General features: G+C 72.3%; 19 protein-coding genes. 9 read left to right on the top strand and 10 right to left on the bottom strand.

Annotation, left to right across the window (positions count from 1 at the left end):
- Positions 1-352: 352 nt before the first annotated feature.
- Positions 353-3,106 (bottom strand): zinc metalloprotease, encoded by a 2,754-nt coding sequence (locus SYYSPA8_RS26645; protein WP_323449867.1) that lies wholly within the window; start codon positions 3,104-3,106, stop codon positions 353-355.
- 595 nt (positions 3,107-3,701) lie between these two features.
- On the opposite strand from SYYSPA8_RS26645, the gene SYYSPA8_RS26640 reads away from it, so the two are divergent.
- On the top strand, positions 3,702-4,232 hold the full coding sequence (locus tag SYYSPA8_RS26640) for an RICIN domain-containing protein (protein WP_323449866.1): 531 nt from the start codon (positions 3,702-3,704) through the stop codon (positions 4,230-4,232).
- Here SYYSPA8_RS26640 and SYYSPA8_RS26635 read toward each other — a convergent pair.
- Complete coding sequence (locus SYYSPA8_RS26635; protein WP_323449865.1) at positions 4,164-5,567, bottom strand: sensor histidine kinase; 1,404 nt, start codon at positions 5,565-5,567, stop codon at positions 4,164-4,166. The two genes, SYYSPA8_RS26640 and SYYSPA8_RS26635, sit on opposite strands and share 69 nt — an antisense overlap.
- A 53-nt stretch (positions 5,568-5,620) precedes the next feature.
- On the bottom strand, positions 5,621-6,283 hold the full coding sequence (locus SYYSPA8_RS26630) for a response regulator transcription factor (RefSeq protein WP_323449864.1): 663 nt from the start codon (positions 6,281-6,283) through the stop codon (positions 5,621-5,623).
- Between the two features lie 194 nt (positions 6,284-6,477).
- Between SYYSPA8_RS26630 and SYYSPA8_RS26625 the strand changes: the two genes are divergently transcribed.
- From SYYSPA8_RS26625 to SYYSPA8_RS26600, 6 genes are all read left to right on the top strand, one after another.
- Entirely contained in the window at positions 6,478-7,932 is a 1,455-nt protein-coding gene (locus tag SYYSPA8_RS26625) for an ABC transporter permease (protein WP_323449863.1), read from the top strand.
- A gap of 4 nt (positions 7,933-7,936) precedes the next feature.
- Entirely contained in the window at positions 7,937-8,623 is a 687-nt protein-coding gene (locus tag SYYSPA8_RS26620) for an ABC transporter ATP-binding protein (protein WP_323449862.1), read from the top strand.
- Between the two features lie 109 nt (positions 8,624-8,732).
- The gene (locus SYYSPA8_RS26615) at positions 8,733-10,052 is read left to right on the top strand and encodes an aminotransferase-like domain-containing protein (protein WP_323449861.1); all 1,320 of its coding nucleotides are present in this window, start codon (positions 8,733-8,735) and stop codon (positions 10,050-10,052) included.
- Positions 10,053-10,072: 20 nt separating this feature from the next.
- On the top strand, positions 10,073-11,023 hold the full coding sequence (locus SYYSPA8_RS26610; RefSeq protein WP_323449860.1) for a D-alanine--D-alanine ligase family protein: 951 nt from the start codon (positions 10,073-10,075) through the stop codon (positions 11,021-11,023).
- A gap of 135 nt (positions 11,024-11,158) precedes the next feature.
- The gene (locus SYYSPA8_RS26605; protein WP_323449859.1) at positions 11,159-12,244 is read left to right on the top strand and encodes a right-handed parallel beta-helix repeat-containing protein; all 1,086 of its coding nucleotides are present in this window, start codon (positions 11,159-11,161) and stop codon (positions 12,242-12,244) included.
- Between the two features lie 62 nt (positions 12,245-12,306).
- On the top strand, positions 12,307-13,380 hold the full coding sequence (locus tag SYYSPA8_RS26600; protein WP_323449858.1) for a methyltransferase: 1,074 nt from the start codon (positions 12,307-12,309) through the stop codon (positions 13,378-13,380).
- Positions 13,381-13,442: 62 nt separating this feature from the next.
- On the opposite strand, the gene SYYSPA8_RS26595 is transcribed toward SYYSPA8_RS26600, so the two are convergent.
- The 7 genes from SYYSPA8_RS26595 to SYYSPA8_RS26565 all read right to left on the bottom strand — a co-directional run bounded on the left by SYYSPA8_RS26595 (position 13,443) and on the right by SYYSPA8_RS26565 (position 18,871).
- The gene (locus tag SYYSPA8_RS26595; protein WP_323449857.1) at positions 13,443-13,826 is read right to left on the bottom strand and encodes a TcmI family type II polyketide cyclase; all 384 of its coding nucleotides are present in this window, start codon (positions 13,824-13,826) and stop codon (positions 13,443-13,445) included.
- A gap of 16 nt (positions 13,827-13,842) precedes the next feature.
- A complete protein-coding gene (locus SYYSPA8_RS26590) occupies positions 13,843-14,316 on the bottom strand; it encodes an SRPBCC family protein (RefSeq protein ID WP_323449856.1) in 474 nt (157 codons plus the stop codon).
- 2 nt (positions 14,317-14,318) lie between these two features.
- Positions 14,319-14,579: an acyl carrier protein gene (locus tag SYYSPA8_RS26585; protein WP_323449855.1), complete on the bottom strand. Its 261-nt coding sequence runs from the start codon at positions 14,577-14,579 to the stop codon at positions 14,319-14,321.
- A 76-nt stretch (positions 14,580-14,655) separates the two neighbouring features.
- Positions 14,656-15,951, bottom strand: a complete 1,296-nt coding sequence (locus SYYSPA8_RS26580; protein ID WP_323449854.1) for a ketosynthase chain-length factor — start codon at positions 15,949-15,951, stop codon at positions 14,656-14,658.
- Positions 15,948-17,216 carry a beta-ketoacyl-[acyl-carrier-protein] synthase family protein gene (locus SYYSPA8_RS26575; protein ID WP_323449853.1) on the bottom strand — a complete coding sequence of 423 codons (1,269 nt, stop codon included), beginning with the start codon at positions 17,214-17,216 and terminating at the stop codon, positions 15,948-15,950. The genes SYYSPA8_RS26580 and SYYSPA8_RS26575 overlap by 4 nt, the downstream gene beginning before the upstream one ends.
- On the bottom strand, positions 17,213-17,653 hold the full coding sequence (locus tag SYYSPA8_RS26570; RefSeq protein WP_323449852.1) for a cupin domain-containing protein: 441 nt from the start codon (positions 17,651-17,653) through the stop codon (positions 17,213-17,215). Before SYYSPA8_RS26570 ends, SYYSPA8_RS26575 begins: the two co-directional genes overlap by 4 nt.
- 96 nt (positions 17,654-17,749) lie before the next feature.
- Positions 17,750-18,871 carry a SchA/CurD-like domain-containing protein gene (locus tag SYYSPA8_RS26565; protein ID WP_323449851.1) on the bottom strand — a complete coding sequence of 374 codons (1,122 nt, stop codon included), beginning with the start codon at positions 18,869-18,871 and terminating at the stop codon, positions 17,750-17,752.
- 225 nt (positions 18,872-19,096) lie between these two features.
- Between SYYSPA8_RS26565 and SYYSPA8_RS26560 the strand changes: the two genes are divergently transcribed.
- Both SYYSPA8_RS26560 and SYYSPA8_RS26555 read left to right on the top strand, forming a co-directional pair.
- Positions 19,097-20,761, top strand: a complete 1,665-nt coding sequence (locus SYYSPA8_RS26560) for an FAD-dependent oxidoreductase (protein WP_323449850.1) — start codon at positions 19,097-19,099, stop codon at positions 20,759-20,761.
- A gap of 141 nt (positions 20,762-20,902) precedes the next feature.
- Positions 20,903-23,584, top strand: coding sequence for a SpoIIE family protein phosphatase (locus SYYSPA8_RS26555; RefSeq protein ID WP_323449849.1), 2,682 nt, complete (start codon positions 20,903-20,905; stop codon positions 23,582-23,584).
- Positions 23,585-23,605 lie beyond the last annotated feature (21 nt).

Below are 23,605 nucleotides of genomic sequence, written 5' to 3'. Positions count from 1 at the left end.
AAGACGGGAATCCCTTACGAGGGTGAAGGGTGGTCCCGGCGAGCGCGCACGGCGGCGCGCGGAAGTGTGTGGGTGTCAGCCGGAGACCACGGAGGGGGAAAGGATGAATTCCTGCGTGCGGGCAGCGCCCGTAACAATGACCGTCATCACTGTCCTCACCTCCTGCTTCCTCATCCGAACCGGCAACCGGCCGGGTGCGGCACATGGCCTTACCGGCGGAACGGGATGAAGACTAGACCCGCCCCGCCGGCCCACGCCACCCCTTTATGGGCGGGTGCTCCTGCCTCGTCCGGTCGCCGCCCTGGCTCTGCCCGCCGCGACACCACCGGCGGGCAGAGGCAGGACCACCGTTTCAGGATTCCGGCTGTTCTCCGACGGTTTCGCGGATCGCGGCGCGGGCCGTGTCGGCCTGTTCCTGGATGCGCTCCTGGACATGGGCGGGGACGCCCTGTTCCTGGAAGTGGGCGGTGAGGGTGTCGAGGGTGGCCTCGGCCCGTTCCAGGTCGCCGGCCTTGGCGTGGACGGTCGCGAGGCGGCGGAATGCGGCGTTGAGGGTGAGGTTGTCGAGGCCGGTCTCCTGGTCGGTGCGGGAGGTGGTGATGGCCTCGGTGAGCTGGGTGACCGATTCGGCGATGTCCGGCTGCCGGACCTGGACGCTGCCCCCGCCGATGGTCTGGAAGTGGCGTCCGGCGTTGGCGCCCCGGGCGAGGCGGGCGTAGGCGGCGAGCGGGTGGTCGCCGTGGCGCTCGATCAGTTCCTGGAGGGCGTCGTTCCCGGCGGTGAGGTGGGGCGCGTCGGAGCCGAGGAAGGCCAGCAGGGTGCCCTGGTCGTCACCGGTGAGGAACTCCCCGACCTCCTGGTCGGCGCGGTCGAGGGGGGTACGGACCCGGAGGGTGCGGGTGGGCGAGACGGTACGGGCGCCGTCGAGGCCCGTGTGGACGGCGGTGACCTGGTAGGCGCCGGGTTCGGCGAAGTACAGGCCGTCGCTGCCGTAGCCGAGGTAGGCGGTCTCGTAGACGGCCGGGTTCGCCTCGGTGAGGGTGACGGTCCCCTCCGCTTCCCCGTGCCCGGAGCAGGTGCGGGCGATGGGCCGGAAGACCCGGGTACGGCCGTACGGATCGGTGATCACGACCTTGGTGCGCTCGCCCTTCGGGCCGATCGACCCGGCCACGGTCACATCCCCGGTCACCCCGGTACGGGAGAGCCGCAGCTCGGCCATGACCGGCTCGCCGTGGCCGAAGAACTGCTTCCCGCCCAGCGACAGGGACAGGCCCGGGTCCTCACCGGCGCCCGGCAGGGTGAACGTCTGCGCGGTGGCGCTGAGGTCGAGTGCGGCGTTGGTGAGGGCGTTGTCGCCGCCGGGGACGATGTGGCGGTGGAAGCCGTGGCGCAGATGGCGCAGTTCGTTGTCGCTGAAGCGGTACGGGAAGTCCTGCCAGAAGTGCTGTCCCTCGGCCCGGCCGGCGCCGTTGTTGTAGAGCGCCGGGTAGTTCATCCAGGACAGTTCGCCGAAGCCGCTGTTCGGCCCCAGCGGGGCGGGCGGGACGGCCAGATTCTTGTCCCAGGAGTGGAGCATGTTGAAGACATGCCCGAGTTCGTGGACGTAGGTGAACAACTCCATTGCGGTGCCTAAGCAGTTGTAGTCCCGCAGGGAGTTGTAGAAGATCGCCACGCCCTGGCGCTGCCTGCCGGTCTGGTCGAACATGATGCCGGCGACGCCGTCGTGGTAGGAGTGGTAGGTGCCGATGAAGTTCCAGATCTTCCACTGCTCGGCGTCCCGGTGGAGGCTGAAGTTGGCCTCCATCGCGGCGTGCAGCTCGGCCTCCGACCACTTCAGATCGGCGCCCGAGGTATCGGCGACGACATTGACCTGGCCCGCGTTCTTCAGCTCGATGCCCGCCTCGGCGTAGGCGGAGGCGAGGGTCAGGACCCGGTTGCGGTATCCGCGCGGGACCCAGGATCCCCGGGAGGTGTCATAGCTCTGGAAGACCTGGGTGCCCGCCATGGCATCGGTCTCCAGCTCGACCGAGCGCAGCGCCGGACCCACGTAGGAGCAGGTCAGTTGCAGTGACGGGGTGTTGTCGCGGCTCAGCAGGGCGAAGTGCGCCGTGGGCATGGGGCTGCTCGCGGCGACGCGGGGCAGCTGAAGTACGACTTGCGTCCAGGGTGAGTTGTTCGCCCAGGACAGACCCAGGCTGTCGACCACGAGGTGGTTGCGGCTCGACAGGGCGATGATCTCGGCGGTGGTGCGGAAGGAGTCGGTCCAGGTGTCGCCGGTGAACAGGTCACCGCTGATCACCCCCAGGGTCCGCTCGCCTTCCAGGTCGACCCGGACCTCGACCCGCTGGTTTCCGAGGGTGCCCGTCCACCGGCCGGTGACCGGACGGTAGGCCGTGCGGTAGTGCTCGGGGAGGGCGGCGAGGCCGGGCACACCGAGCCGGTCCAACGCGCCGGAGGCCAGGACCCCGGTCTTCCAGTTCAGCAGGACGCCCTGGGCGCCCTTGATCAGCAGGCTCTGCCGGGTCCCGTCAGCCGCGGGCTTGTACGGCGCCACATGGTCCAGCCCGGAACGGAAGTCCTCCGGCAGCGCGGCCCACCCGGCGCACCCCGAGGCGTCCGGGCCATCGGTGATCAGGGCCTCGCGCACCACGCCGGTGGACCAGTTGAGGGTGAGGACCCGCCCGCCCTTGAAGAAGTACGTCTGCCGCGAGCCATCCGCCGCGTTGGGCGCCTGGAACAGGACGTCGATCTCGAAACGGTAGTCGGCCGGGAGCGCGGTGCCCCAGTTCGCCAGCTTCGTCCACCGCCCCTCGCTCAGGGTGGACTGCTTCTCCCAGTCGTACCAATAGTGGTTGTCGCCCCAGAAGAAGATGCTTTGCTGCGACTCCCCCGGCTGGGACAGCAGCAGCGCGCCCAGGGCGAGACCCCGCTGATGGAAGTAGAACAACTGGGGTGCCAGCCCGGTGAGGTAGTCCGACCCGATCCGCTGCTGCTCGTTGATCAGGGCACCCTCCGAGCCCTGCGAGAACAACAGCCGCCACTCACTGCCCGCGGGAGCCGCCAGCACCCAGCTGAAGCCCGTCGCCTTGTAGCGCATGAACCCCATGACCCGTACTCCTCTCAGAGAAGGTGAAGCCCACGGAGCGGGATGCCCGCCCCGCGGTACGGAGCGCCGGTCCCCTTCCGGCCCGTACCCCTGCCACCCCGTACCCGGCGACCGTCCCTGCCCGGGCGGGAAGGAACAGCCGCCGCACGGGGAGCAGGTAAAGAAAGGGTCATGCCGAGCCGGGGCACAGTCGACCACACCCCACCCTCACCGGAAATCGAACAGACGGCCCACTGTGCTCGCACAGAGACGGAATGGCGTATACCTCCCTGATCCGGGAGGCCCTGATGCCCGTGGCTTCGGGGCGGCCCCACGGTCCCGGCCGTAACCGGAACCACTGGACCCGCTCCGCCACTCCCCCTCAGGCTCCCGAGAACGACCGGAACCCGCCCCAGGGCGACCCGGGCCCACACACAGCGCGGCCACGGTGGCCGGATGGCGTAGCCGGTTCGACGTTCTGTACACCGCGTCCGCACGGTTCCTACGGTGCAGCCGGTTCACCCTGTCCCCAGCCCCGGCGCCTTGGCGCAGGCCGCCGGGGCCGTACCGGACGACTTGTGACGACTTGTCATGACTGTTGGAGGGAGGGAGCGGTATGCCGACGATCCGTGACCGCGAAGCACGGTTCGACATCCCCGACGGAGAGGTGTTCATCCACCTGGCCGGGCGCCCCGATCTGGTGTGGGACATGGCCGGCCACTCCCAGCAGGCGGGCGCGAGGGCGCTGCTGTGGCAGCGCCACGGCGGCGCCAACCAGCGGTGGCGGGTGACCATCTTCGACGACGAGAACCAGTTCTACACCTGGTTCCGGATCACCAATGTCCACAGCGGCATGGCCCTGGTCCACCAGGCGGACGGCGATGTCTTTGTCCAGCAGCCGCTCGCCCAGGACGGCTGGTCCCAGGTGTGGGCCATGGGCTACCCGGGCTTCGCCGGTTCGAGCTACGAGCCCGCCAGGCCCGCCCAGCCGCACCCCACCGGCTCCGACGGCATCCGCGTGCGTTTCAAGGGCGACTACAGGTCCGGCGGCGAAGTGGCCGGCGCCACCCCCGAGACATCAGGCACGAAATTGTCCAGCGCCCCCTGGAACGCCTTCGAGACCGGCTGGAAGTTCGTCGCCGCCTGACCGGCGCACGCCCTCCCCCGGTCCTTGTCGACTGTCCGCGGACCCGACAGCGGCGGACGGCGATCGAGGACCGCGCCCCGGGCCCGGCGGCAGCTCCGCGCGTACGGTCAGGCCGCCGTCGGGGTTGGCGTGCGCGGTGACGGTGCCGTGGTGGGCGTGCACGATCGAGCGGACGATGGCGAGGCCCAGGCCGTGGCCGGAGCGGTCGCTGGTGACGCGGGACCGCTGCCGGTAGAAGGGTTCGAACAGGCGCTGGGCGACGATGCCGTCGATGCGCGGCCCGGTGTTCTCCACCTCGATGACGATCCCGTTCTCGCGCAGGACCGCGAGGTGCACCGAGCCGCCGGGCCTGTTGTAGGCCAGGGCGTTGTCGAGGAGGTTGAGCAGGAGCTGCCGGAGCAGGGTGGTGTTGCCGGGGACGGTGCAGCCGGGCTCGGTGTCGATGTCGAGGCGCAGGCCGGTCGCGGCCGCCCGCGCGGCCCGTTCGGCGGCCGCGTCCGTGGCGAGGGCCGCGAGGTCGACGGGGTCCGGGTCGAAGGGGGCGTGGTCGGCCGCCGCCAGGTCGAGGAGGGCCTGGACGATGGTGATGTTGCGTTCGTTCGTCTCGACGAGCATCGGGACGAGTTCGGCGAACTCCTCACCGCCGGGGTCGGCGGCCGCGAGCTGGAGGACGGCGCGGGTGGTGGCCAGCGGGGTGAGCAGTTCGTGCGAGGCGTTGGCCGCGAAGCGCCGATGGGCGGCGAAGGACTCCTCAAGACGGGCGAGCATGGTGTCGAACGTGTCGGCGAGCTGCTTGAGTTCGTCGGCGGGGCCCTCCGCGTTGATGCGGTACTGAAGCTGGCCCTCGGCGGCCCTCGCGGCGGCCTGACTGACGGTGCCGAGGGGCGCGAGGAGGCGTTTCGACAGCCGCCAGCCGACGGCCAGACCGATCGCCATCACCAGGAGGAGACCTCCGGTGGACAGCCGCAGCAGGGTGTTCCAGACGTCCTCCTTGCTGCGGATCGACCGGTCGACGGGAGTGCCGGGCGTGGCTCCCGGCACCATCCCGGCCTCGGGGAACGACTCCCAGGTGCGGGGCAGCCGCTCCACCGTCCCGGGGCCCTTGACGACGAGGGTGTCCCGGAAGTCGTACGTCGGCACGAACCGCATTCCGGTGTAGATGACGGCGACCATCAGGACGGCCGAGGCGGCGAGCGCGCCCGCGAAGCCGAGGAAGAGCCGGGTGTGGATGCTCCGGGTCCGCCCGGGACGGCGAAGACCCCGCCAGGGCAGCCACCGCAGACCCGGCCGGAAGGGCCATCGCAGACCCGGCCGCCGCAGACCCGGCCGCCCCACCCGCCGCAGACCCGGCCGCCCCGGCCGCCGCAGGCCCGGCAGCCCCGGCCCCCTCACTCCGTGCCCAGGTAGTAGCCGGCGCTGATCGCCGTCCGCACCAGCCGGGGCTCGCCGAGCTTGCGGCGCAGGGTGTGCACGACGAGACGGACCGCGTTGGTGAGCGGATCCGTGTACGCGTCCCACGCCTTGTCCAGGAGGTGTTCGGCACTCAGTACGCCGCCGTCGGCGCGCATCAGCAGCTCCAGCACGGCCAGTTCCTTCGGCGTGAGGCGTATCTCCCGTCCCGCGCGCAGCACCCGGCGGCGATGGGTGTCGAAGGCGAGGTCGGCGAAGGTGAGGACGGGGGCGTGGGCCACGGGACTGCGCCGGTACAACGCCCGCAGACGGGCGACGAGTTCGGGGAAGTCGAAGGGTTTCGCCAGATAGTCGTCGGCGCCGAGGCCGAGCCCCTCGACCTTGTCGCCCAGGCGCCCGGCGGCGGTGAGCATGAGGACGCGGCACTCCAGGCGCAGGGCGACGACGCGCCGGCAGACCTCGTCACCGTGGACACCGGGCAGGTCGCGGTCGAGGACGACGGCGTCGTAGTCGTAGACCGCCAGCTTCTCCAGAGCGGCCGCCCCGTCGTGCACGACGTCGACGGCGATGGCCTCGCGGCGCAGCTCGATCTCCAGGACCCGGGCCATGTACTGCTCGTCCTCCACCACCAGCACTCGCACGATCCGCGGCCCTTTCCTGTGAATTTCCGGGTGCCTTCGATCTCTTCGCCGCCCACAATTATCAGAAGCGGGATGTGAGCCGTGTATGAGCCACCGCCCGGACCGCGCATTCGGCAAACACGGCTCACAACGGGGCCTGGCTACGGTGACATGCGGTTTCACGTAATTCACCGGGCAGGGAGTTGTCGTAGGCAATGAATCTCTTCAAACGGGCGTGGTGGCGGCTGACCAGCCATCCGGGAAAGACCCTGATGCTGGTCGGTCTCTTCTTCGTCATCTGCACCCTGGTGCTCTCCGGGTTTCTCATCCGGTCCGCGTCGGCCCGGGCGGCCGACGACGCCAAGGAGAGCGTCGGGGCCGTCGCCACCATGCAGTTGGACGTGAACGCGCTGATCGCGTCGGGGCAGGGCACCGAGTCCAACGGCTCCATGCCCGGAACGATCGGCCCGGGTGGTGATCTGCACCGCGGCCTGGTCGACAGGATCTGCCAGTCGCCGGTGGTCAAGCGGTGCAACTACTCGACGGATTCGAGCGCCGCGCCCACCCGGGGCTCGAAGCTGTACCGGGCGGTGCCACGGCCCGCCGGCACCCAGCCGGACGGACTGGACCTCTTCAAGGCCGACGGGGTGCGCGATCAGCAGTCGGTGTCCTCGTTCCGGAACGGCGACGCGAAGATGGTCGCCGGGCGCGGGATCGGCCCGGGGAGCAGGAGCGACGAGGTCGTGGTCGAACAGCGGCTGGCCCAGCACAACCGCTGGAAGGTCGGCGACAGGATCAGGCTGAGGGTCGGCCAGCTGCCGGAGGCCGGCAAGAAACCGAACAAGGACGAGTTCGGCTTCACGGTCGTCGGTATCTACGCCGGCGGCACCCCGGACAGCGGCCAGTACACGCCGGCCATGATGGACCCGGTGAACCAGCTGTACGTCACCCCGGACGGCGGCAGCCGGCTCCTCGGCAAGAAGCAGGGCGCCGAGGGCGGCGTGGTCGACCAGGCCACCTTCACCCTGGGCGACCCGGCCGACCTGGACCGGCTGAAGAAGGACGCGACAGCACGCGGCGCCGACCTCGGCATCTTCCCGATGACCGTCAACGACAAGCAGTACCAGCAGCTCGTCGGGCCCATCGGCAGGACCGCGGACTTCGCCACCGTCACCGTGTGGATCGTCGCCCTCGCCGGCACCGTGATCCTCGCCCTGATCGTCGCCTCGTCGCTGCGCGAACGCCGCAAGGAGCTGGGCATCCTGCTCGCGCTCGGCGAGAAGAAGCCCAGGCTGCTCGGCCAGCACCTGGTGGAGGTCGTCGCCTGTGCGGTGATCGCGGTGGGCCTCGCCTCGGCGGGCAGCCAGTTCCTGTCCCAGGCCGTCGGCGACGAGCTGCTGGCGGGCGAGGTGTCCTCGGCCAGGGAGTCCGCCGCGAACGCGGAGGGCGGCGCCGACCTCAGTGCCGTGACCGGAGCCGGAGGCGCCATCCCCCTCACGGAGGAGGCACCCGGGGTCGACCCCATCGACTCGATCGACGTACGGCTCGGCGCCGCCGACATCGCCAGGGTCGGCGCCACCGGCCTCGGCATCGCCGCCCTGGCCACCCTCATCCCCGGCGCGCGCGTGCTGCGCCTCGACCCGCGCGACATCCTGACGAAGGGCGACTGAGGCGATGACTTCCCCCACCGAGGATCCGGTGCTCGAACTCACCGGCGTGGCCCGCTCCTACCAGAGCGGCAACCGCAAGCGCACCGTGCTCAGGGGCATCAGCTGCGCCTTCGAAGCGGGCCGCATGTACGCCGTGGTCGGCCCCTCCGGCAGTGGCAAGACCACACTGCTCTCGCTCGCCAGCGGCCTGGACTCACCGAGCGCCGGCACTGTCCGCTTCCGCGGCCGGGACGTCGCGGAACTGGGCCTCGGCCGTTACCGCAACCGTCATGCGGCCACCGTGTTCCAGTCGTTGAACCTGCTCACGTACATGACGGCGGTGCAGAACATCACCTCCGCCATGGAGATCACCGGGGTGCGCCGGAGCAACAGGAGCCGGCGCGCTGTCGAACTCCTCGATCTGCTCGGGGTGGACGCCGCCGACCACAGCCGGCGGACCCTGGAGCTGTCCGGCGGGCAGCAGCAGCGCGTGGCCATCGCCCGTGCGCTGGCCTGCGAGGTCGACATCCTCTTCGCGGACGAGCCCACCGGCAGCCTCGACCACGAGACGGCGGACGGGATCGTCGCCGTGTTCCGGAAGCTGGCGCACGACGAGGGCAAGTGCGTGGTGGTGGTGACGCACTCCCGTGCGGTCGCGGACGCCTCCGACGAGGTGTTGCAGCTCAAACGGGGCAAGCTCAGCGCCCGCTAGACACGGCACGGCACGCACGGACGGACGGCGCCCCGCGAAATTCAGCGTGGTGATCACGAGGGCTCGGTAGGGTCGGTGCACTTGGACGGTGACGGACAGGAGTGTGCCGATGCAGTCTGGCGAGCAGTCTTCCCGGTCGGGTTCGCGGGTCGATCCGTGGCGGGGGCGGTACGCGGCACGGGCGGCGGGGATGGTGGCGTCCGAGGTGCGGGCGCTGTTCGCCGTCGCGTCCCGGCCGGAGATCGTGTCGCTGGCCGGTGGGATGCCGAACGTGTCCGCGCTGCCGATGGACACGGTCGGCGCGCTGATGACGGAACTGGTCGCGGAGCGGGGCGCGGTGGCGCTCCAGTACGGCTCCGCGCAGGGCGATCCGGGGCTGCGGGAGACGATCTGCGAGGTGATGGCGGCCGAGGGTATCGACGACGCGTCGCCGGACGACGTCGTGGTGACGGTCGGCTCGCAGCAGGCGCTGGACCTGGTGACGCGGGTGTTCGTGGACCCCGGGGACACGGTGGTCACCGAGGCCCCCACCTATGTGACCGCGCTCGGCGTCTTCGCCGTGTACCAGGCGGACGTCGTGCACGTCGCCATGGACGAGGACGGCGTCGTACCGGAGGCGCTGGCGGAGACCTTCGCCCGGCTGGAGCGCGAGGGGCGGCCCGCGAAGCTCTTCTACACCGTACCGACGTTCCAGAACCCGGCCGGTGCCACCCTCTCCGCCGAGCGCCGCCACCGGGTGGTGGAGATCTGCCGCCGGGCCCGGGTGCTGCTCCTGGAGGACAATCCGTACGGGCTGCTCCACCTCGACGGCGACGAGCCGATGCGGGCGCTGCGGGCCGACGCCCCGGACGATGTGGTCTATCTGGGCTCGTTCTCGAAGACGCTGGCGCCGGGGCTGCGGGTCGGCTGGGCGCTCGCCCCGTCCGCCGTGCGGGAGAAGCTGGTGCTGGCGGCCGAGAGCGCGATGCTCTCGCACTCCGTCTTCAACCAGCTCGCCGTGGACCGCTATCTGCGCACCCAGCCGTGGCCGGAACAGATGCGGGACTTCCGGGCGATGTACCGGGAGCGGCGGGGTGCGATGCTCGACGCGCTGGAGAAGTACATGCCGCCGGGGGTGACGTGGACCCGCCCGGCCGGGGGTTTCTTCGTCTGGGTGACCCTCCCCGAGGGGCTGGACTCCAAGGCGATGCTGCCGAGGGCGATCCAGTCGCGGGTGGCGTACGTCCCCGGTACCGGGTTCTTCGCGGACGGCGGCGGGCGCCAGGCGATGCGGCTGTCGTACTGCTATCCGCCGCCGGAACGGATCCGGGACGGGGTGCGGCTGCTGGCGGACGTCATCGGCGCCGAACTGCGGATGCGCGACATCTTCGGCACCTCCGCCCCCGCCACCAGCACCGGGCCCCAGGCGCCCGGCCCCGACCAGGCATGACCACCGAAGGAGAAGAAGGCATGACCGATCTGCGGGTGGTCGTCATCGCGGGGGGCCTCTCCCCCGAGCGCGAGGTGTCGCAGAAGTCCGGCGCCCGGGTCGCCGACGCCCTGCGCCGGGCCGGGGTGGAGACCGAACTCCGCGATGTGGGGACGGATCTGCTGCCCGCGCTCGCCGGCGCGCGGGGCGCTGTGGCCTTCCCGGTGCTGCACGGGGTGGCCGGCGAGGACGGGACCATCAAGGAGGTACTGGAGCTGGCCGGGGTGCCGTACGTCGGGGCCCGGCCCGGGGCGTGCCGGGCGGCGTTCGACAAGGCGGTGGCGAAGGAGGCGTTCACCCGGGCCGGGCTCCGGACGCCCGAGTCGGTCACCCTCCCCAAGGAGGCGTTCCACGACCTGGGGGCGGCCGCGCTGACCGCCCGGATCACCGAGCGGCTGGGGCTGCCGCTGTTCGTGAAGCCCCGGGCGGGCGGGAGCGCGTTCGGCGTGAGCCGGGTGGAGTCGGCCGAGCGGCTGCCGGAGGCGCTGATGGCGTGCTTCGCCTACCACGACGAGGCCCTGATCGAACGTCTCGTCACCGGCACGGAGATCGCCATCGGCGTGGCCGACCTGGGCGACGGGCCCTTCGCCCTCCCGGCCGTGGAGATCGTGGCGGAGGGCCTGTACGACTACACCGCCCGCTACACGCCCGGCGCGGTCGAGTTCCACCACCCGGCCCGGATCCCGCCGGCCGCCGCCGAGGAGGCCGCCCGGGTCGCGGTCGCCGCCCACCGGGCGCTCGGGCTGCGGGACCTGTCCCGTACGGACGCGATCGTCACCGCCGAGGGCGAGGTGGTGGCGCTGGAGACGAACGTCGCCCCCGGGATGACCCTGACCAGTACGTATCCCATGGCGCTTGAGGCCGCCGGGCTCGGCTTCGGCGACTTCTGCCGCGATCTGGCGGCGGCGGCGGAACAGCGCCACCGGCCCTGACCCGGGGCGGGGCATGCGCCGATGCACGAGGCCCGGGCCCCGGTCGGCACCCCGCCGCCGGCAGGGGCCGGCGTGCTCTCCCCCGTCCGCGCGACTCGTGTGGCGGGCCCTCCGGCCCGCTCCTAACGTCGCCTCATGACCCAACGAAGAAATCACCTTAAAACACCTTATGTACTGACCACTGCCCTGACGACGGCCCTCATCGCCGGTCTGGCCGCCGCGCCCGCCCCCGCCTTCGCGGCCCCGCGCAGCCACACCGTACGGCCCGGTGCCTCGATCCAGGCGGCGGTCGACGCGGCGAGCCCCGGGGACACGGTGGTGCTCACCCGGGGCACCTACCGGGAGAGCGTCCTGATCACCAAGGCGCTGACCCTGCGCGGCGCCGGGCCGCAGACCGTGCTCGCGCCCGCCCAGACCCGTTCCCGGGCCGTCCATTCCTGTGCCAAGGCGGGCAACGGCATCTGCGTCACCGGGACCGAGGGGGCCGCTCTCACCGGGGTGTCCGTCCGCTCGCTCACCCTGCGGGGCTTCCGGGTCAACGGGCTGTGGGCCTCGCGCACCGACCGGCTCTCCGTGCGCGGGGTGAGGGCCGAGGAGAACGGTGTCTGGGGCATCGCCCAGCAGCGCTCCACCCGGTCCTCGCTGCGGGGCAACACCGTGCGGGAGAACGGCGACGCCGGCATCTTCGTCGCCAACGCCGTGGACGCGGAGGGCGGCGCGACCGACACCGGCGGCACGGTGATCGCGGACAACCGGGCCACCGGCAACCGGATCGGCGTCACCGTACGGCGTGTCCGCAACCTCTCCGTCCGCGGCAATGTCGTCACCGGGAACTGCGCCGGGATGTTCATCGTGGGCGACGAGTCCCGGCCGGCGGCGGGCGCGATGACGGTCCGGGACAACACCGTCGACCGGAACAACGCCTTCTGTCCGGCGACCGCGCGGCTCCCCGTGCTCCAGGGCTCCGGCATCGTCCTCACCGGCTCCGAGGCGACCGTCATCCGCGGCAACCGGATCCGGGACAACGCGGGCACCGGACCCATGTCGGGCGGAGTCGTCCTCTTCAAGAGCTTCGTCGGCGCGGCCAACACCGACAACGTCGTCGAACGCAACGACGTCCGGGGCAACTCCCGGGCGGACCTGGTCGACGGCGGCGGCGGTACGGGCAACCGGTTCACCGGCAACGACTGCTCCACGTCCCAGCCCGCCGGCCTGTGCTGAGTCCGATCCACCGGACGCGGCCCGGCGCGCCCGTCCACGAACGCCAGGAGAGTGAACGCCGCATGACCACCCTCAGCACCCGACCCGTCCAGACCGTCTCCCTCGACTCGGCCCCTCCCCCGGGCATGCGGCTGCGCGAACTCGCCTTCGGGGCCGCCTGTGCCGCCGCCGTGCGCGCCGCCGCCCGGCTGAAGGTGGCCGACGCCCTCGGCGATGTGCCGGCCACCCCCGAGAAGCTGGCCCGGGCCGTGGGCGCCGAGGCCGGGCCGCTGCGGCGGCTGCTGCGCGCCCTGGCCTGCCAGGGCGTGTTCGACGAACGGCCCGACGGGACCTTCTGCCACACCGAGATGTCGCGGATGCTGCGCGAGGACGACCCGCACAGCCTGCGGGCCATCGTCCTGTGGTGCACCGAGCCGTGGACCTGGGCGGCCTGGCCCCGGCTGGACGACGCCGTGCGCTCGGGCGGCGACGTCTTCCACGAGCTGTTCGGCAAGGGCTTCTTCGACCATCTCCACCAGGACGCCCCGGAGTCGGCGCAGATCTTCAACCAGGCGATGACCACCTCCAGCAGACAGTCCGCGGAGGACGTCGCCGAGCTGCTGGACCTCACCGGGGTCGGCTCGGTCGCCGACATCGGCGGCGGGCAGGGGCATGTCCTGGTCAGCCTGCTGGAGCGGCACCCCGGGCTGCGCGGCGTCCTGCTCGACCTGCCCGACGTGGTCGCGGGCGCCGATCCCCGGCTGCGCGACGACGGCGATCTGGCGAGCCGGGTCACCGTCGTCCCCGGCGACTGCCGGCGGGAGATCCCCGTCGACGCCGACCTCTACATCATCAAGAACATCCTGGAGTGGGACGACGCCAGCACCCGGGCGACCCTGCACAACGTGGTGGCCGCCGCCCGTCCCGGCGCCCGCGTCGTGGTGATCGAGAACCTGGTCGACGACACCCCGTCGATGCGGTTCACCACCGCCATGGACCTGCTGCTCCTGCTGAACGTGGGCGGCGCCAAGCACACCCGGCACAGCATGGTGGAGCGGATGACCGGCGCCGGTCTCGTGCCGGAGGTCATCCGCCCGGTCAACGCCTATCTGCACGCCTTCGAGGCCGTGGTCCCGGCGGCGCCCGCCGAGCGCTGAGCCCGCACAGCCCATGGCCCCCGCTGTCACGGCGGGGGCCGCAGGCGTTTCCGGCACCGGGGTCAGGGGTCGGGGCGCTCCCACACGTAGAAGCGGTGGGCCATGGCGTCCTTGGGGCTCCGCCAGGTGTCCAGGTCGTACGGGCTGACGAACTCCGTCAGCCGGTCGGACAGATTCCGGAAGTCCGGGTGGTCACTCACCCCGGCGATCGCCGGGCCCGGCGGCCGGTCCGCCTCGATCAGATGCAGGTAGACATCGCCGAACTGGAAGAGGCTGCGCCGGCGCACGCCGACGAGACGGGGCAGCTCACCGCCGTCGGACTCGGCGAAGAGCCGGGCGATGCCGTCGCCGGAGCCCGGTGCCATCCGGGCCACGATCAGCGCCTGGTGGGCGGGGGGCGCCGGGAGCCGGGTCGCTCCCGGGAGTCCCGCGGGAAGTCCTGTCATGACGATCCGCCCCCCGTCAGCCGGCCGAGGCCGTGCGGCGCTGGCGGTCCCGTTCCTCGATCTTGTCCCGGATGAGCGCCAGCTGGATCTTCGAGTTGCGGTTGATGTTGTCGGTCATCCAGTCGTCGTCGACGGGCGCGTCGGGCTTCATCGCGAAGTCCTGCCGCCAGTGCATCCGGGTGCCGCCGGGGACCTCGCTGTACTCCCAGTGGATGTCCATGTGCTGGAAGGGCCCGGTCTCCACCCGGCGGGCGCGGACCGTGCGGCTCTCCCGGTCGGGGGTGCGCTCGGAGACCCAGCTCCAGATCTTGCCGTTGTCGTCGGGGTGCATGGTGAGCCGGAAGGTGGTGGTGTCCCCCTTCCGGTCGAGCACTTCGACCGACGCGTACTCGCTGAAGAGCTGGGGCCAGTTCTCCAGATCGTTGGTGATCTCCCAGACGATGTCCAGGGGCGCGTTGACGGTGATCTCGTTCTCGGTGTGTCCTGCCACCTTCAGGCTCCGCTCTTGGTCAGTGAGGTGTTCACGAGGTCGAGGAAGGCCCGGGGGGTCGGGCACTTCTCCGCGTCCTGCGGCATGGTGATGCCGTGCCGGTTCTCCAGCGCGGCGACGATGCCCAGCAGTCCCAGCGAGTCCAGGCCGTACTCCTCGAACGAGGTGTCCGGCCGGTCCGCGAGATCCGTGGGCTCGACCTGTATGCCGGCGTTCTGCCGCATCAGGCCGGCCAGTTCCTCCGGGGTGACGGGCTCAGTCATACCTGTGCTCCTTCTCGGCCTACCGGCCTTCTCGATGCTGGTCGGCGCTCGCCCGCGCGGTACGGGGGCGGGCCGCTCAGTCCTGCTCGGGTGCGTCCCCGCTCCCCCGGCCGTCCCGGTCCCGCTCGCCGGGGTCGGCGGCGCGCAGCACCAGGGCCGCGTTCGACCCCATCAGCCCCCGGCTGACGATCAGCGCGGTGCGCAGCGGCACCCGCCGGGCCTTGCCGGTGACGAGGTCGATGTCGTGGCAGACGTCGAAGACGTTGGGCGTCGGGGGGACGACCCCGTCCTCCATGGCGAGGACGGCGGTGGCGACATCCAGCACGGGGCCGCCGCAGTACGCCCGTCCGATGCCGGTCTTGGGGGCGGTGACGGGCACCCGGCGGCCGTGCCCGCCGAGCGCGTCGGTGAGCGCCAGGGCCTCGGCGCGGTCGGCCTCCGGTACGCCGAGCGCGTCGGCGAAGACGACGTCGATCTCCTCCGGGGCGCACCGGGCCTGCCGCAGCGCGCCCTGGATCGCGCGGGCCAGGCCCTCGCGGGAGGCCTCCCAGCGGGCGGCCCCGGTGAAGGTGGCGGCGTGCCCCGCCACATGGGCGCGGGGCAGGGCGCCGCGCCGCCGGGCCGTGTCCTCCTCCTCGACGACGAGCATCGCGCCGCCCTCGGCGGGGACGAAGCCGCGGGCCTCGGCGGTGAAGGGGCGGTAGGCGCGGGCGGGGTCGTCGCTGGTGCTGAGGTCCTCGTAGCCGAGCTGGCAGACCATGGAGTAGGGCGCGAGCGGTGCCTCGGCGGAGCCGACGACGACGGCCGATGTGCCGCGTGCGACGGCCCCGGCGGCGTGGGCGATGGCGTCGAGTCCGCCGGCCTCGTCGCTGCACACCACCCCGCAGGGGCCCTTGAAGCCGCCCCGGATGGAGATCTGGCCGGTGCTGGCGGCGTAGAACCAGGCGATGGACTGGTAGGGGCCGACGTAGCGCGAGCCCTGGCCCCACAGGTTCTGGAGTTCGCGCTGACCGAACTCGCCGCCGCCGGAGCCGGAGGCGGTGACCACGCCGATGTCGTAGGGGGTGTCCTGGTAGTCGGCGCGGCCGAGCCGGGCGTCGGCGAGCGCGAGGTCGGCGGCGGCCATGGCGAAGTGGGTGAAGCGGTCGGTCTGCACCAGGAAGCGGTCCTCGACCATGCTGCCGGGTTCCAGGTCGCGCACCTCGCCGCCGACGCGCAGGGGCAGGTGGTCGCAGCCCTCCCGGGAGATCCGGTCCAGGACGCACAGCCCCTCCAGCGTCGACTTCCAGAAGACGTCGGCGCCGATGCCGTTGGGGGCGATGACGCCGATGCCGGTGATGACGGTGCGGCGGCCTTGCCGGGAGCCGGTCATGGTGCCCTCCCATGGGGTGGGGTCAGCACGACCGCGGACTGGAATCCGCCGAACCCGCTGCCCACGGAGAGCACGTGGCGCAGCTTGCGGGGGCGGGCGGTGCGCGGCACGTAGTCCAGGTCGCACTCGGGGTCGGGGGTCTGGTAGTTGGCGGTGGGGGGCACGACCTGGCGGTCCATGGCGAGGACGCAGGCGACCAGTTCGATCGCGCCGATCGCGCCCAGTGAGTGGCCCACCATGGATTTGATGGAACTCATCGGGGTGGCGTATGCGTGGGCGCCGAGGGAGCGTTTGACGGCGGCGGTCTCGTGCCGGTCGTTCTGCTTGGTGCCGGAGCCGTGGGCGTTGACGTAGTCGATGGCGGTGCGGTCGACGCGGGCGTGGTCCAGGGCCAGGTCGATGGCGCGCGCCATCTCCAGGCCCTCCTTGGTGAGGCCGGTCATGTGGTAGGCGTTGCCGAAGGTGGCGTAGCCGCCGATCTCGCAGTAGACGGTGGCGTTCCGGGCGCGGGCGTGCTCCAGTTCCTCCAGGACGAGGACGGCGCCGCCCTCGCCCATGACGAAGCCGTCGCGGTGGGCGTCGAAGGGCCGGGAGGCGTGCTCGGGGTCGTCGTTGTTGGGGGAGGTGGCCTTGATGGCGTCGAAGCAGGCCACGGTGATCGGGGAGATGGGGGAGTCGGTGGCGCCGGTGATGCAGATGTCGGCGCGGCCCTCCTCGATGGCCTGGAAGGCGTATCCGACGGCGTCGAGGCCGGAGGTGCAGCCGGTGGAGACGGTCTGCACCGGTCCGCGGGCGCCGGTCCGTTCGGCGACGGCGGAGGCGAGGGTGGAGGGGGAGAAGGCGCGGTGCAGATGGGCGTCGGCGGCCCGGTGGTCGACGTCCCAGCGCTCGCCCCGCCGGGAGACGGCGACGTAGTCGTGTTCGAGCCGGGTGGTGCCGCCGACGGCGGTGCCGAGGGAGACGGCGATCCGCCAGGGGTCCTCGGCGCCGGGGTCGAGTCCGGCGTCGCGTATCGCCTCGTCGGCGGCGACCAGGGCGAACTGGATGTAGCGGTCCGCGCGGGCGGTGGTGTCCGCGTCGAGTCCATGGGCCGCCGGGTCGAAGTCGACCTCGGCGGCGATCCGGGAGCGGAAGCCCTCGGGGTCGAAGAGGGTGATGCCCCGGGTCGCCGTCCGGCCGGCGGAGAGCAGGTCCCAGAAGGCCGAGGCGCCGACTCCGCCGGGGGCGACGACGCCGACCCCGGTGACCGCGACCCGGCGCCTCACGACACCGCCCCCGTGTGCTGCGGCGGGCCGCCCTGCGCGGCGGCGGCCTCCTCGGCCGTCTCCGTGTCGACGTGGCCGAGTTCGGGCCGGGGCGCCAGCGGGCCGAGGTGGAAGACCATGCGGACCTCCTCGTCGCCGGTGTTGCGGAAGCGGTGGCGTACGTCGATGGGGATCATCAGCCCCTGGTCGGGGCGCATGGGGTGGGTGACGCCGTCGAGGTCGACCTCCAGGCGGCCCTGCACGAGATAGACGAACTCCTCGGAGTACGGGTGGTAGTGCTCGGCGATGCTCTCCCCGGGCCGCATGATGGCCAGTCCCATGAATCCGCTGGTCGAGCCCACGGCGGTGGGGGTGAGCAGGGCACGCAGGTCGCCGCCGCGCCGGGTGTTGGGCTTGCTCTCGCTCAGGTCGACGATGCGTGGGCCGGTCGTGGTCATGGTGGTTCTTCCTCCAGTCGGCGGTGGGGCCGGGGTCGGTCGGCTGGGCGCCGGGTCGGCCGGCAGGCTGCCGGGTCGGCCGGCGGGGTGCCCGGGTCAGGAATCGGGCGCGGCGAGCCGGTCGGTGATCAGCTGCATGTCGGAGTCGGTGACGAAGCGGGAGACGTCGGCGCGGGTGCCCCGGGCGGCCCGGTCGCCGTCGACGAGGAGCCGGCCGAGGACCGCGGGCTTGCGGGGCCCGTGGACGCCGAGGGCGAGTGCCGGCTGCCCGTCGAGGGGCCCGCTGATGTCGATCAGCCGGACGACGATGTCGTCGCGCTGGAAGACGGTGCTGCCGACGACGGGGTTGGCCGGGTCCTCGGCGGCCAGCTCGTCCTGCCGGGAGAGGAGCCGGGCGACCGCGAGCCCGCATTCCTCCTTGGCGCGGTAGAGCAGGGCGTGCCGGTTGACCTCGTCGGGTCCCCGGCCTTCGGCGGTGACGTGGTGGACGGCGGGCAGCGCCGCGCGGGTGAAGAAGAGCCGGGCCGAGTTGGCGTCGTCGAGGTCGCGGTCCTGCTCCAGGTAGGGGTTGATGGCCTCCTCGACGGCGCGGACCTCGGGCTGGCGGGCGACATGGCGCAGGGCCGCCATCAGGTCGCCCTGGACCTCGATGGCCCGGACCACCCGGTTGCCGTGCATGAAGAGCGAGGTGCGGCGCAGCCGGGTCTGCTCGTCCACCCGCGCGGACGGGGAGCTGTAGCCGGCCAGGATCTTCGCCACGGCCTTCTCGGTGCCGGGTTTCACGGTGAAGGTGAGGGCGTGGCGGACGACGCCGTCGCCGACGCGGGGGTAGGGCTGGAGGCCGCCGCGCGGTTCCTGCCGGGGGGCGCTGAACGCCTGTCCGGTCTCCCGCAGCACGCTGAAGCGGAGCGAGCGGGTGTCCCGGACGCAGCTGTGCAGCGGCATGACCGTGGCCACGTGCTCCTCGCTGTTGACCCAGGCGAGGAAGGGGGGCGCGCTCTCCCACTCGCTGGTGATCAGCCACTGGGAGGGGTTCTCGATGGACTGGCAGAGCTGGTCGCTGATGTGTCCCGGCACCGAGGCGACATGGTTGCGCATGTGCTCGTAGGCCTCAAGGAACTGCTTCTGGCAGCCGTCGTAGAGGTCCAGCAGCAGGACGACCCGGAGCCGGGATCCGTCGAAGGCGGACTGCGATATACGTTCGGACAACGTAGTCATTCCTCTTCACTCCTTCGCGCCCGCGCCGCCGCCGGGGACAGGGCCCGTCGTCGGCGTCCGGTGCATCTGGGTCGTCGGGGGATCGCCGCGGTGTGTGCGGTGCCCCGGCTGCCCGGGGCGCTCCCGTGAACCGATCGTGATGCGGTACCACGTGTGGCGCGAGAGATGGGCACCGTACGAGTGAATGGGCGGGGCAAGCGGCGCCGTGACGGGCACACAGATTCCATGCAAGGGACAGCTGAGTACGCCAAGAAAACCGAGTCCACCGACCTGCGTGTGCCGGTCCTGATCGTGGGCGGGTCGCTGGTGGGCCTGTCCACCTCGATGTTCCTGAGCCGGCACGGCGTGGGGCATCTGCTGGTGGAGAAGCACGCGGGCACGTCGACGCATCCGCGCGGGCGGGGCATCAACGTCCGCTCGATGGAGCTGTTCCGCCGGGCGGGGGTGGAGCGGGACATCCGGGAGGCGGCGGCCGTGCTGGCGCCGAACCACGGCATCCTCCAGGCGGGCTCGCTGACGGGCCCCGACGGCGGCGACGGCGCGTGGCTGTTCAAGGAGATCGACCCCGGTGGCGGGCTGTCCCGGATCAGCCCGGCGACCTGGTGCCTGTGCAGCCAGAACGACATCGAACCGGTACTGGCAAAACGTTCCGCCGAGGCGGGGGCCGAGCTGCGCTTCGGGACCGAGCTGCTCTCCTTTGAGCAGGACCCCACCGGGGTGACGGCACTGCTGAAGGACCGCCTCACCGGCGAGCACACGAGCGTGCGGGCGGACTACCTGGTCGCCGCCGACGGCCCGCGCAGCCCCGTGCGCGAAGCCCTCGGGATCGCCCGCAGCGGCCCCGGGGAGCTGTTCCACAACGTGAGCCTGACCTTCACCTCGCGGGGGCTCATCGACATCGTCGGCGACCGGCGCTTCATCGTCTGCTATCTGACGACCCCGGGCGCCGATGGCGCGCTGCTGCCCGTCGACAACGCCGAGCGCTGGGTCTTCCACGCCCCCTGGCACCCGGAGTGGGGCGAGACGCTGGAGGAATTCACCGACGAGCGCTGCCGGGAGCACATCCGGCGGGCGGTCGGCGCCCCCGGCCTCGATGTGGAGATCACCGGGAAGGCGCCCTGGCACGCCGCCGAACGGGTGGCCCGCCGCTACGGCGCCGGCCGGGTCCACCTGGCCGGGGACTCGGCCCACGAGATGTCCCCGACCGGCGCCTTCGGCTCCAACACCGGCATCCAGGACGCGCACAACCTGGCCTGGAAGCTGGCGGCGGTCCTCCAGGGCTGGGCGGGTCAGGCCCTGCTCGACACCTACGGCCAGGAGCGCAGACCGGTGGCGAAGGCGACCGGCGAGCGGGCGTCGGCGCGCTCCGCCGAGCACAGCCACCCGGGGTACGCGGCCCCGGTGCTGCCCGGCGGCCCGCGCGGCGGGGTGCTGACGGTCGCGATGGGGTACGGCTACCCGGCGGGCGCCGTCGTCGGCGTGGACCCGGACCGGCCGGTGGTCCCCGAGCGGATGAGCCTCACCGGGGAGCCGGGCACCCGCGCCCCGCATCTGTGGGTGCGCCGCGCGGGGACACGTCTGTCCACACTCGATCTGTACGAACGGTCGATGGTGCTGCTCTGCGGCGAGGGCGCGGTGTGGCGGGACGCCGCGCACAAGGCCGCGGCCCGGCTCTCCGTACCGCTGGACGTGTACGCGATCGGCGACGGGCCGCTCGCGGACCTGGTGCCGGAGGAGGGCTGCGACTGGACCGGCACGCACGGGACGACCGCGGAGGGCGCGCTCCTCGTCCGCCCGGACGGCTTCGTCGCCTGGCGCTCCCCGGGCGGCGCGCTCGACCCCGAACGGGCGGTCGAGGAAGCCCTCGCGGAGGTGCTGCGGCTGCGCTGAGCACGGTGCGGGCGCGACGGCGCGCAAGAGTTGCACAGGTCACACGCGTGACGAGATTTGGCCAAAGGGGTCACGCGTGTGACCTTCGCGTTCTACCGTGCGCGGATGGCCCACCATTTGCGGGAGGTGTAGAAAGAGGACATGGCCGCACGTTACGGTCGCCCCCCTTCGGTTCTGCGGATGCGGACCGTCGCCGGGCAGGTCTTCCTCCTCCAAGTGGTGATCGTGCTGCTGCTGGTCGCGGCGGGCATCGTGGCGCTGGTGCTCCAGTCGCACGCGGACAGCGAACGGGAGGCCGTCAACCGCTCCGTCTCCGTGGCCGCGACCTTCGCCAGCGCACCGGGCGTCGCCGCCGCCCTGCGCGCCCCCGACCCCACCGCCGTGCTCCAGCCCAGCGCCGAGGAGGCCCGCCGCCGCTCCCACGTCGACTTCGTCGTGGTGATGAACACCGACGGGATCCGCTACACGCACCCCAGACCGGACCGGATCGGGAAGCGGTTCGTCGGCGAGTACGCGCCCGCGCTCCACGGCGAGGTGGTCACCGAACGGCTCACCGGCACCATCGGACCGCTGGTCCAGGCCGTCGTCCCCGTCTACGGCGCCGACCGCGAGGTGGTCGGCCTGGTCTCCGCCGGGGTGACGCTGAACAAGGTCAGCGGGGTGGTCGAGAACCAGTTCCCGCTGCTGTTCGGGGTGGGCGCCGCGGTCCTGCTGCTCACCACCGGCGGCACCGCCCTGGTCACCCGCCGGCTGCGACGGCAGACCCACGGCCTGGGGCCGGAGGAGATGACCCGGATGTACGAGCACCACGACGCCGTGCTGCACACGGTGCGCGAAGGGGTGCTCATCGTCGGCGGCGGGCGGGTGCTGCTCGCCAACGACGAGGCCCGGCGGCTGCTGGGGCTGCCCGCGGCCGTCGAGGGGCGGCACGTCACCGACCTGGGGCTCGACCCGCCGACCGAGCGGCTGCTCATGTCGGGCCGGGTCGTCACCGACGAGGTGCACCAGGTCGGCGAGCGGCTGCTCGCCGTCAACCAGCGCCCCACGCCCACCGGCCGCGACGGCGGGCCGCCCGGCAGCGTGGCCACCATCCGGGACACCACCGAGCTGCGGGCCCTCACCGGCCGCGCGGACGTGGCCCGCGCCCGGCTGAAGCTCCTCTACGACGCCGGGGCCGAGGTCGGGACCACCCTGGACGTGGTCCGCACCTGCGACGAGCTGGCCGTCTTCGCCGTGGGCCGGTTCGCCGACTTCGCCACCGTCGACCTGTCGGAGGCGGTGCTGCGCGGCGAGGAGCCCCGGTCGACGGGGGCGGGCGAGGACATGCGGCGGATCTCGATCGGCGGCGTCGGCGACGAGACCGCGCACTTCGCCCTCGGGACCACCATCCGCTATCTGACCACCACCCGGATGGGGTCGGGGCTCGGCAAGGGCGAGGGGATCCTGGAACGGGACCTGCCCGCGTACGACGGCTGGGAGCAGCAGTCCCCCGAGCGGGCGGTACGCCTGGTCGAGGCCGGTTTCCACTCGATGATCGCGGTGCCGCTGCGGGCGCGCGGGGCGATCCTGGGCGTGGCGATGTTCTGGCGCTCCCGCACCCCGGAGCCCTTCGAGGAGGAGGACCGCTCCCTCGCCGAGGAACTGGTGGCACGGGCGGCGGTGAGCGTCGACAACGCCCGCCGCTACAGCCGCGAGCACACCATGGCGGTCACCCTCCAGCGCAGCCTGCTGCCCCGGGTGCTCCCCGAGCAGAGCGCCATCGACATCGCCTACCGCTACCGGCCCGCGCAGGCCGGTCTGGGCGGGCTCGGCGGCGTCGGCGGCGACTGGTTCGACATCATCCCGCTGCCGGGCGCGCGGGTGGCGCTCGTCGTGGGCGACGTGGTGGGCCACGGGGTGCACGCGGCGGCCACCATGGGCCGGCTGCGGACCGCCGTGCACAACTTCTCCACCCTCGACCTGCCCCCGGACGAACTGCTGTGGCACCTGGACGAGCTGGTCAACCGGCTCGACCAGGACGAGTCCGGATTCGGCTCCGAGTCCCAGATCACCGGCGCGACCTGCCTGTACGCCATCTACGACCCGGTGACGGGCCGCTGCACGATGGCACGCGCCGGACACCTCCAGCCCCTGGTGCTGCGCCCCGACGGCTCGGCGTCCCTCGCGGAGGTACCCGGCGGGCCGCCGCTGGGCCTGGGCGGCATGCCCTTCGAGACCCTGGAGCTGGACCTCCCCGAGGGCAGCTCGCTGCTCCTGTACACGGACGGCCTGGTCGAGGACCGCGACCGGGACATGGACGAGGGCCTGACCCTGCTGCGCCGGACCGTCGAGGACCACCCCGAGCGCACCCCGGACGAGATCTGCGAGGCGGTCCTCGCCGCCCTGCTCCCGGAGCGCCCGCGCGACGACATCGCCCTCCTGGTGGGCCGCACCCGCCGGCTGGAACCGGGCCGCGTGGCCGAGTGGGAGGTGCCGTCGGACCCGTCGGCGGTGGCCGACGTCCGCGCGGCGGTGACCCGCAGGCTCGCCGACTGGGGCATGGGCGAGGAGGCGTTCACGACCGAGCTGATCCTCAGCGAACTGGTCACCAACGCGATCCGCTACGCCACCGGCCCGATCCGGGTCCGCCTGGTCCGCGACCGCACCCTGATCTGCGAGGTGTCGGACCACAGCAGCACGTCGCCGCATCTGCGGCAGGCGGCGAGCACCGACGAGGGGGGCCGGGGACTCTTCCTGGTGGCGCAGTTCGCGGACCGCTGGGGGACCCGCTACACGCCGGACGGCAAGGTGATCTGGACGGAGCAGTCGCTGCCGGGGATGTGAGCGGGCCGGTCAGGGTCGGGG

The sequence above is a fragment of the Streptomyces yaizuensis genome (assembly GCF_034961445.1).
Lineage (GTDB): Bacteria > Actinomycetota > Actinomycetes > Streptomycetales > Streptomycetaceae > Streptomyces > Streptomyces yaizuensis.
Note: the sequence above shows the minus strand (reverse complement) of the source record. Positions and strands in the feature narration are given on the sequence as shown.

Coding starts and splice junctions, on each gene's coding strand:
- SYYSPA8_RS26555 (WP_323449849.1), top strand. CDS start 20,903: ATGGCCGCACGTTACGGTCGCCCCCCTTCGGTTCTGCGGATGCGGACC.
- SYYSPA8_RS26565 (WP_323449851.1), bottom strand. CDS start 18,871: ATGACTACGTTGTCCGAACGTATATCGCAGTCCGCCTTCGACGGATCC.
- SYYSPA8_RS26645 (WP_323449867.1), bottom strand. CDS start 3,106: ATGGGGTTCATGCGCTACAAGGCGACGGGCTTCAGCTGGGTGCTGGCG.
- SYYSPA8_RS26615 (WP_323449861.1), top strand. CDS start 8,733: ATGCAGTCTGGCGAGCAGTCTTCCCGGTCGGGTTCGCGGGTCGATCCG.
- SYYSPA8_RS26580 (WP_323449854.1), bottom strand. CDS start 15,951: ATGACCGGCTCCCGGCAAGGCCGCCGCACCGTCATCACCGGCATCGGC.
- SYYSPA8_RS26610 (WP_323449860.1), top strand. CDS start 10,073: ATGACCGATCTGCGGGTGGTCGTCATCGCGGGGGGCCTCTCCCCCGAG.
- SYYSPA8_RS26620 (WP_323449862.1), top strand. CDS start 7,937: ATGACTTCCCCCACCGAGGATCCGGTGCTCGAACTCACCGGCGTGGCC.
- SYYSPA8_RS26640 (WP_323449866.1), top strand. CDS start 3,702: ATGCCGACGATCCGTGACCGCGAAGCACGGTTCGACATCCCCGACGGA.
- SYYSPA8_RS26595 (WP_323449857.1), bottom strand. CDS start 13,826: ATGACAGGACTTCCCGCGGGACTCCCGGGAGCGACCCGGCTCCCGGCG.
- SYYSPA8_RS26605 (WP_323449859.1), top strand. CDS start 11,159: ATGACCCAACGAAGAAATCACCTTAAAACACCTTATGTACTGACCACT.
- SYYSPA8_RS26585 (WP_323449855.1), bottom strand. CDS start 14,579: ATGACTGAGCCCGTCACCCCGGAGGAACTGGCCGGCCTGATGCGGCAG.
- SYYSPA8_RS26600 (WP_323449858.1), top strand. CDS start 12,307: ATGACCACCCTCAGCACCCGACCCGTCCAGACCGTCTCCCTCGACTCG.
- SYYSPA8_RS26560 (WP_323449850.1), top strand. CDS start 19,097: ATGCAAGGGACAGCTGAGTACGCCAAGAAAACCGAGTCCACCGACCTG.
- SYYSPA8_RS26625 (WP_323449863.1), top strand. CDS start 6,478: ATGAATCTCTTCAAACGGGCGTGGTGGCGGCTGACCAGCCATCCGGGA.
- SYYSPA8_RS26570 (WP_323449852.1), bottom strand. CDS start 17,653: ATGACCACGACCGGCCCACGCATCGTCGACCTGAGCGAGAGCAAGCCC.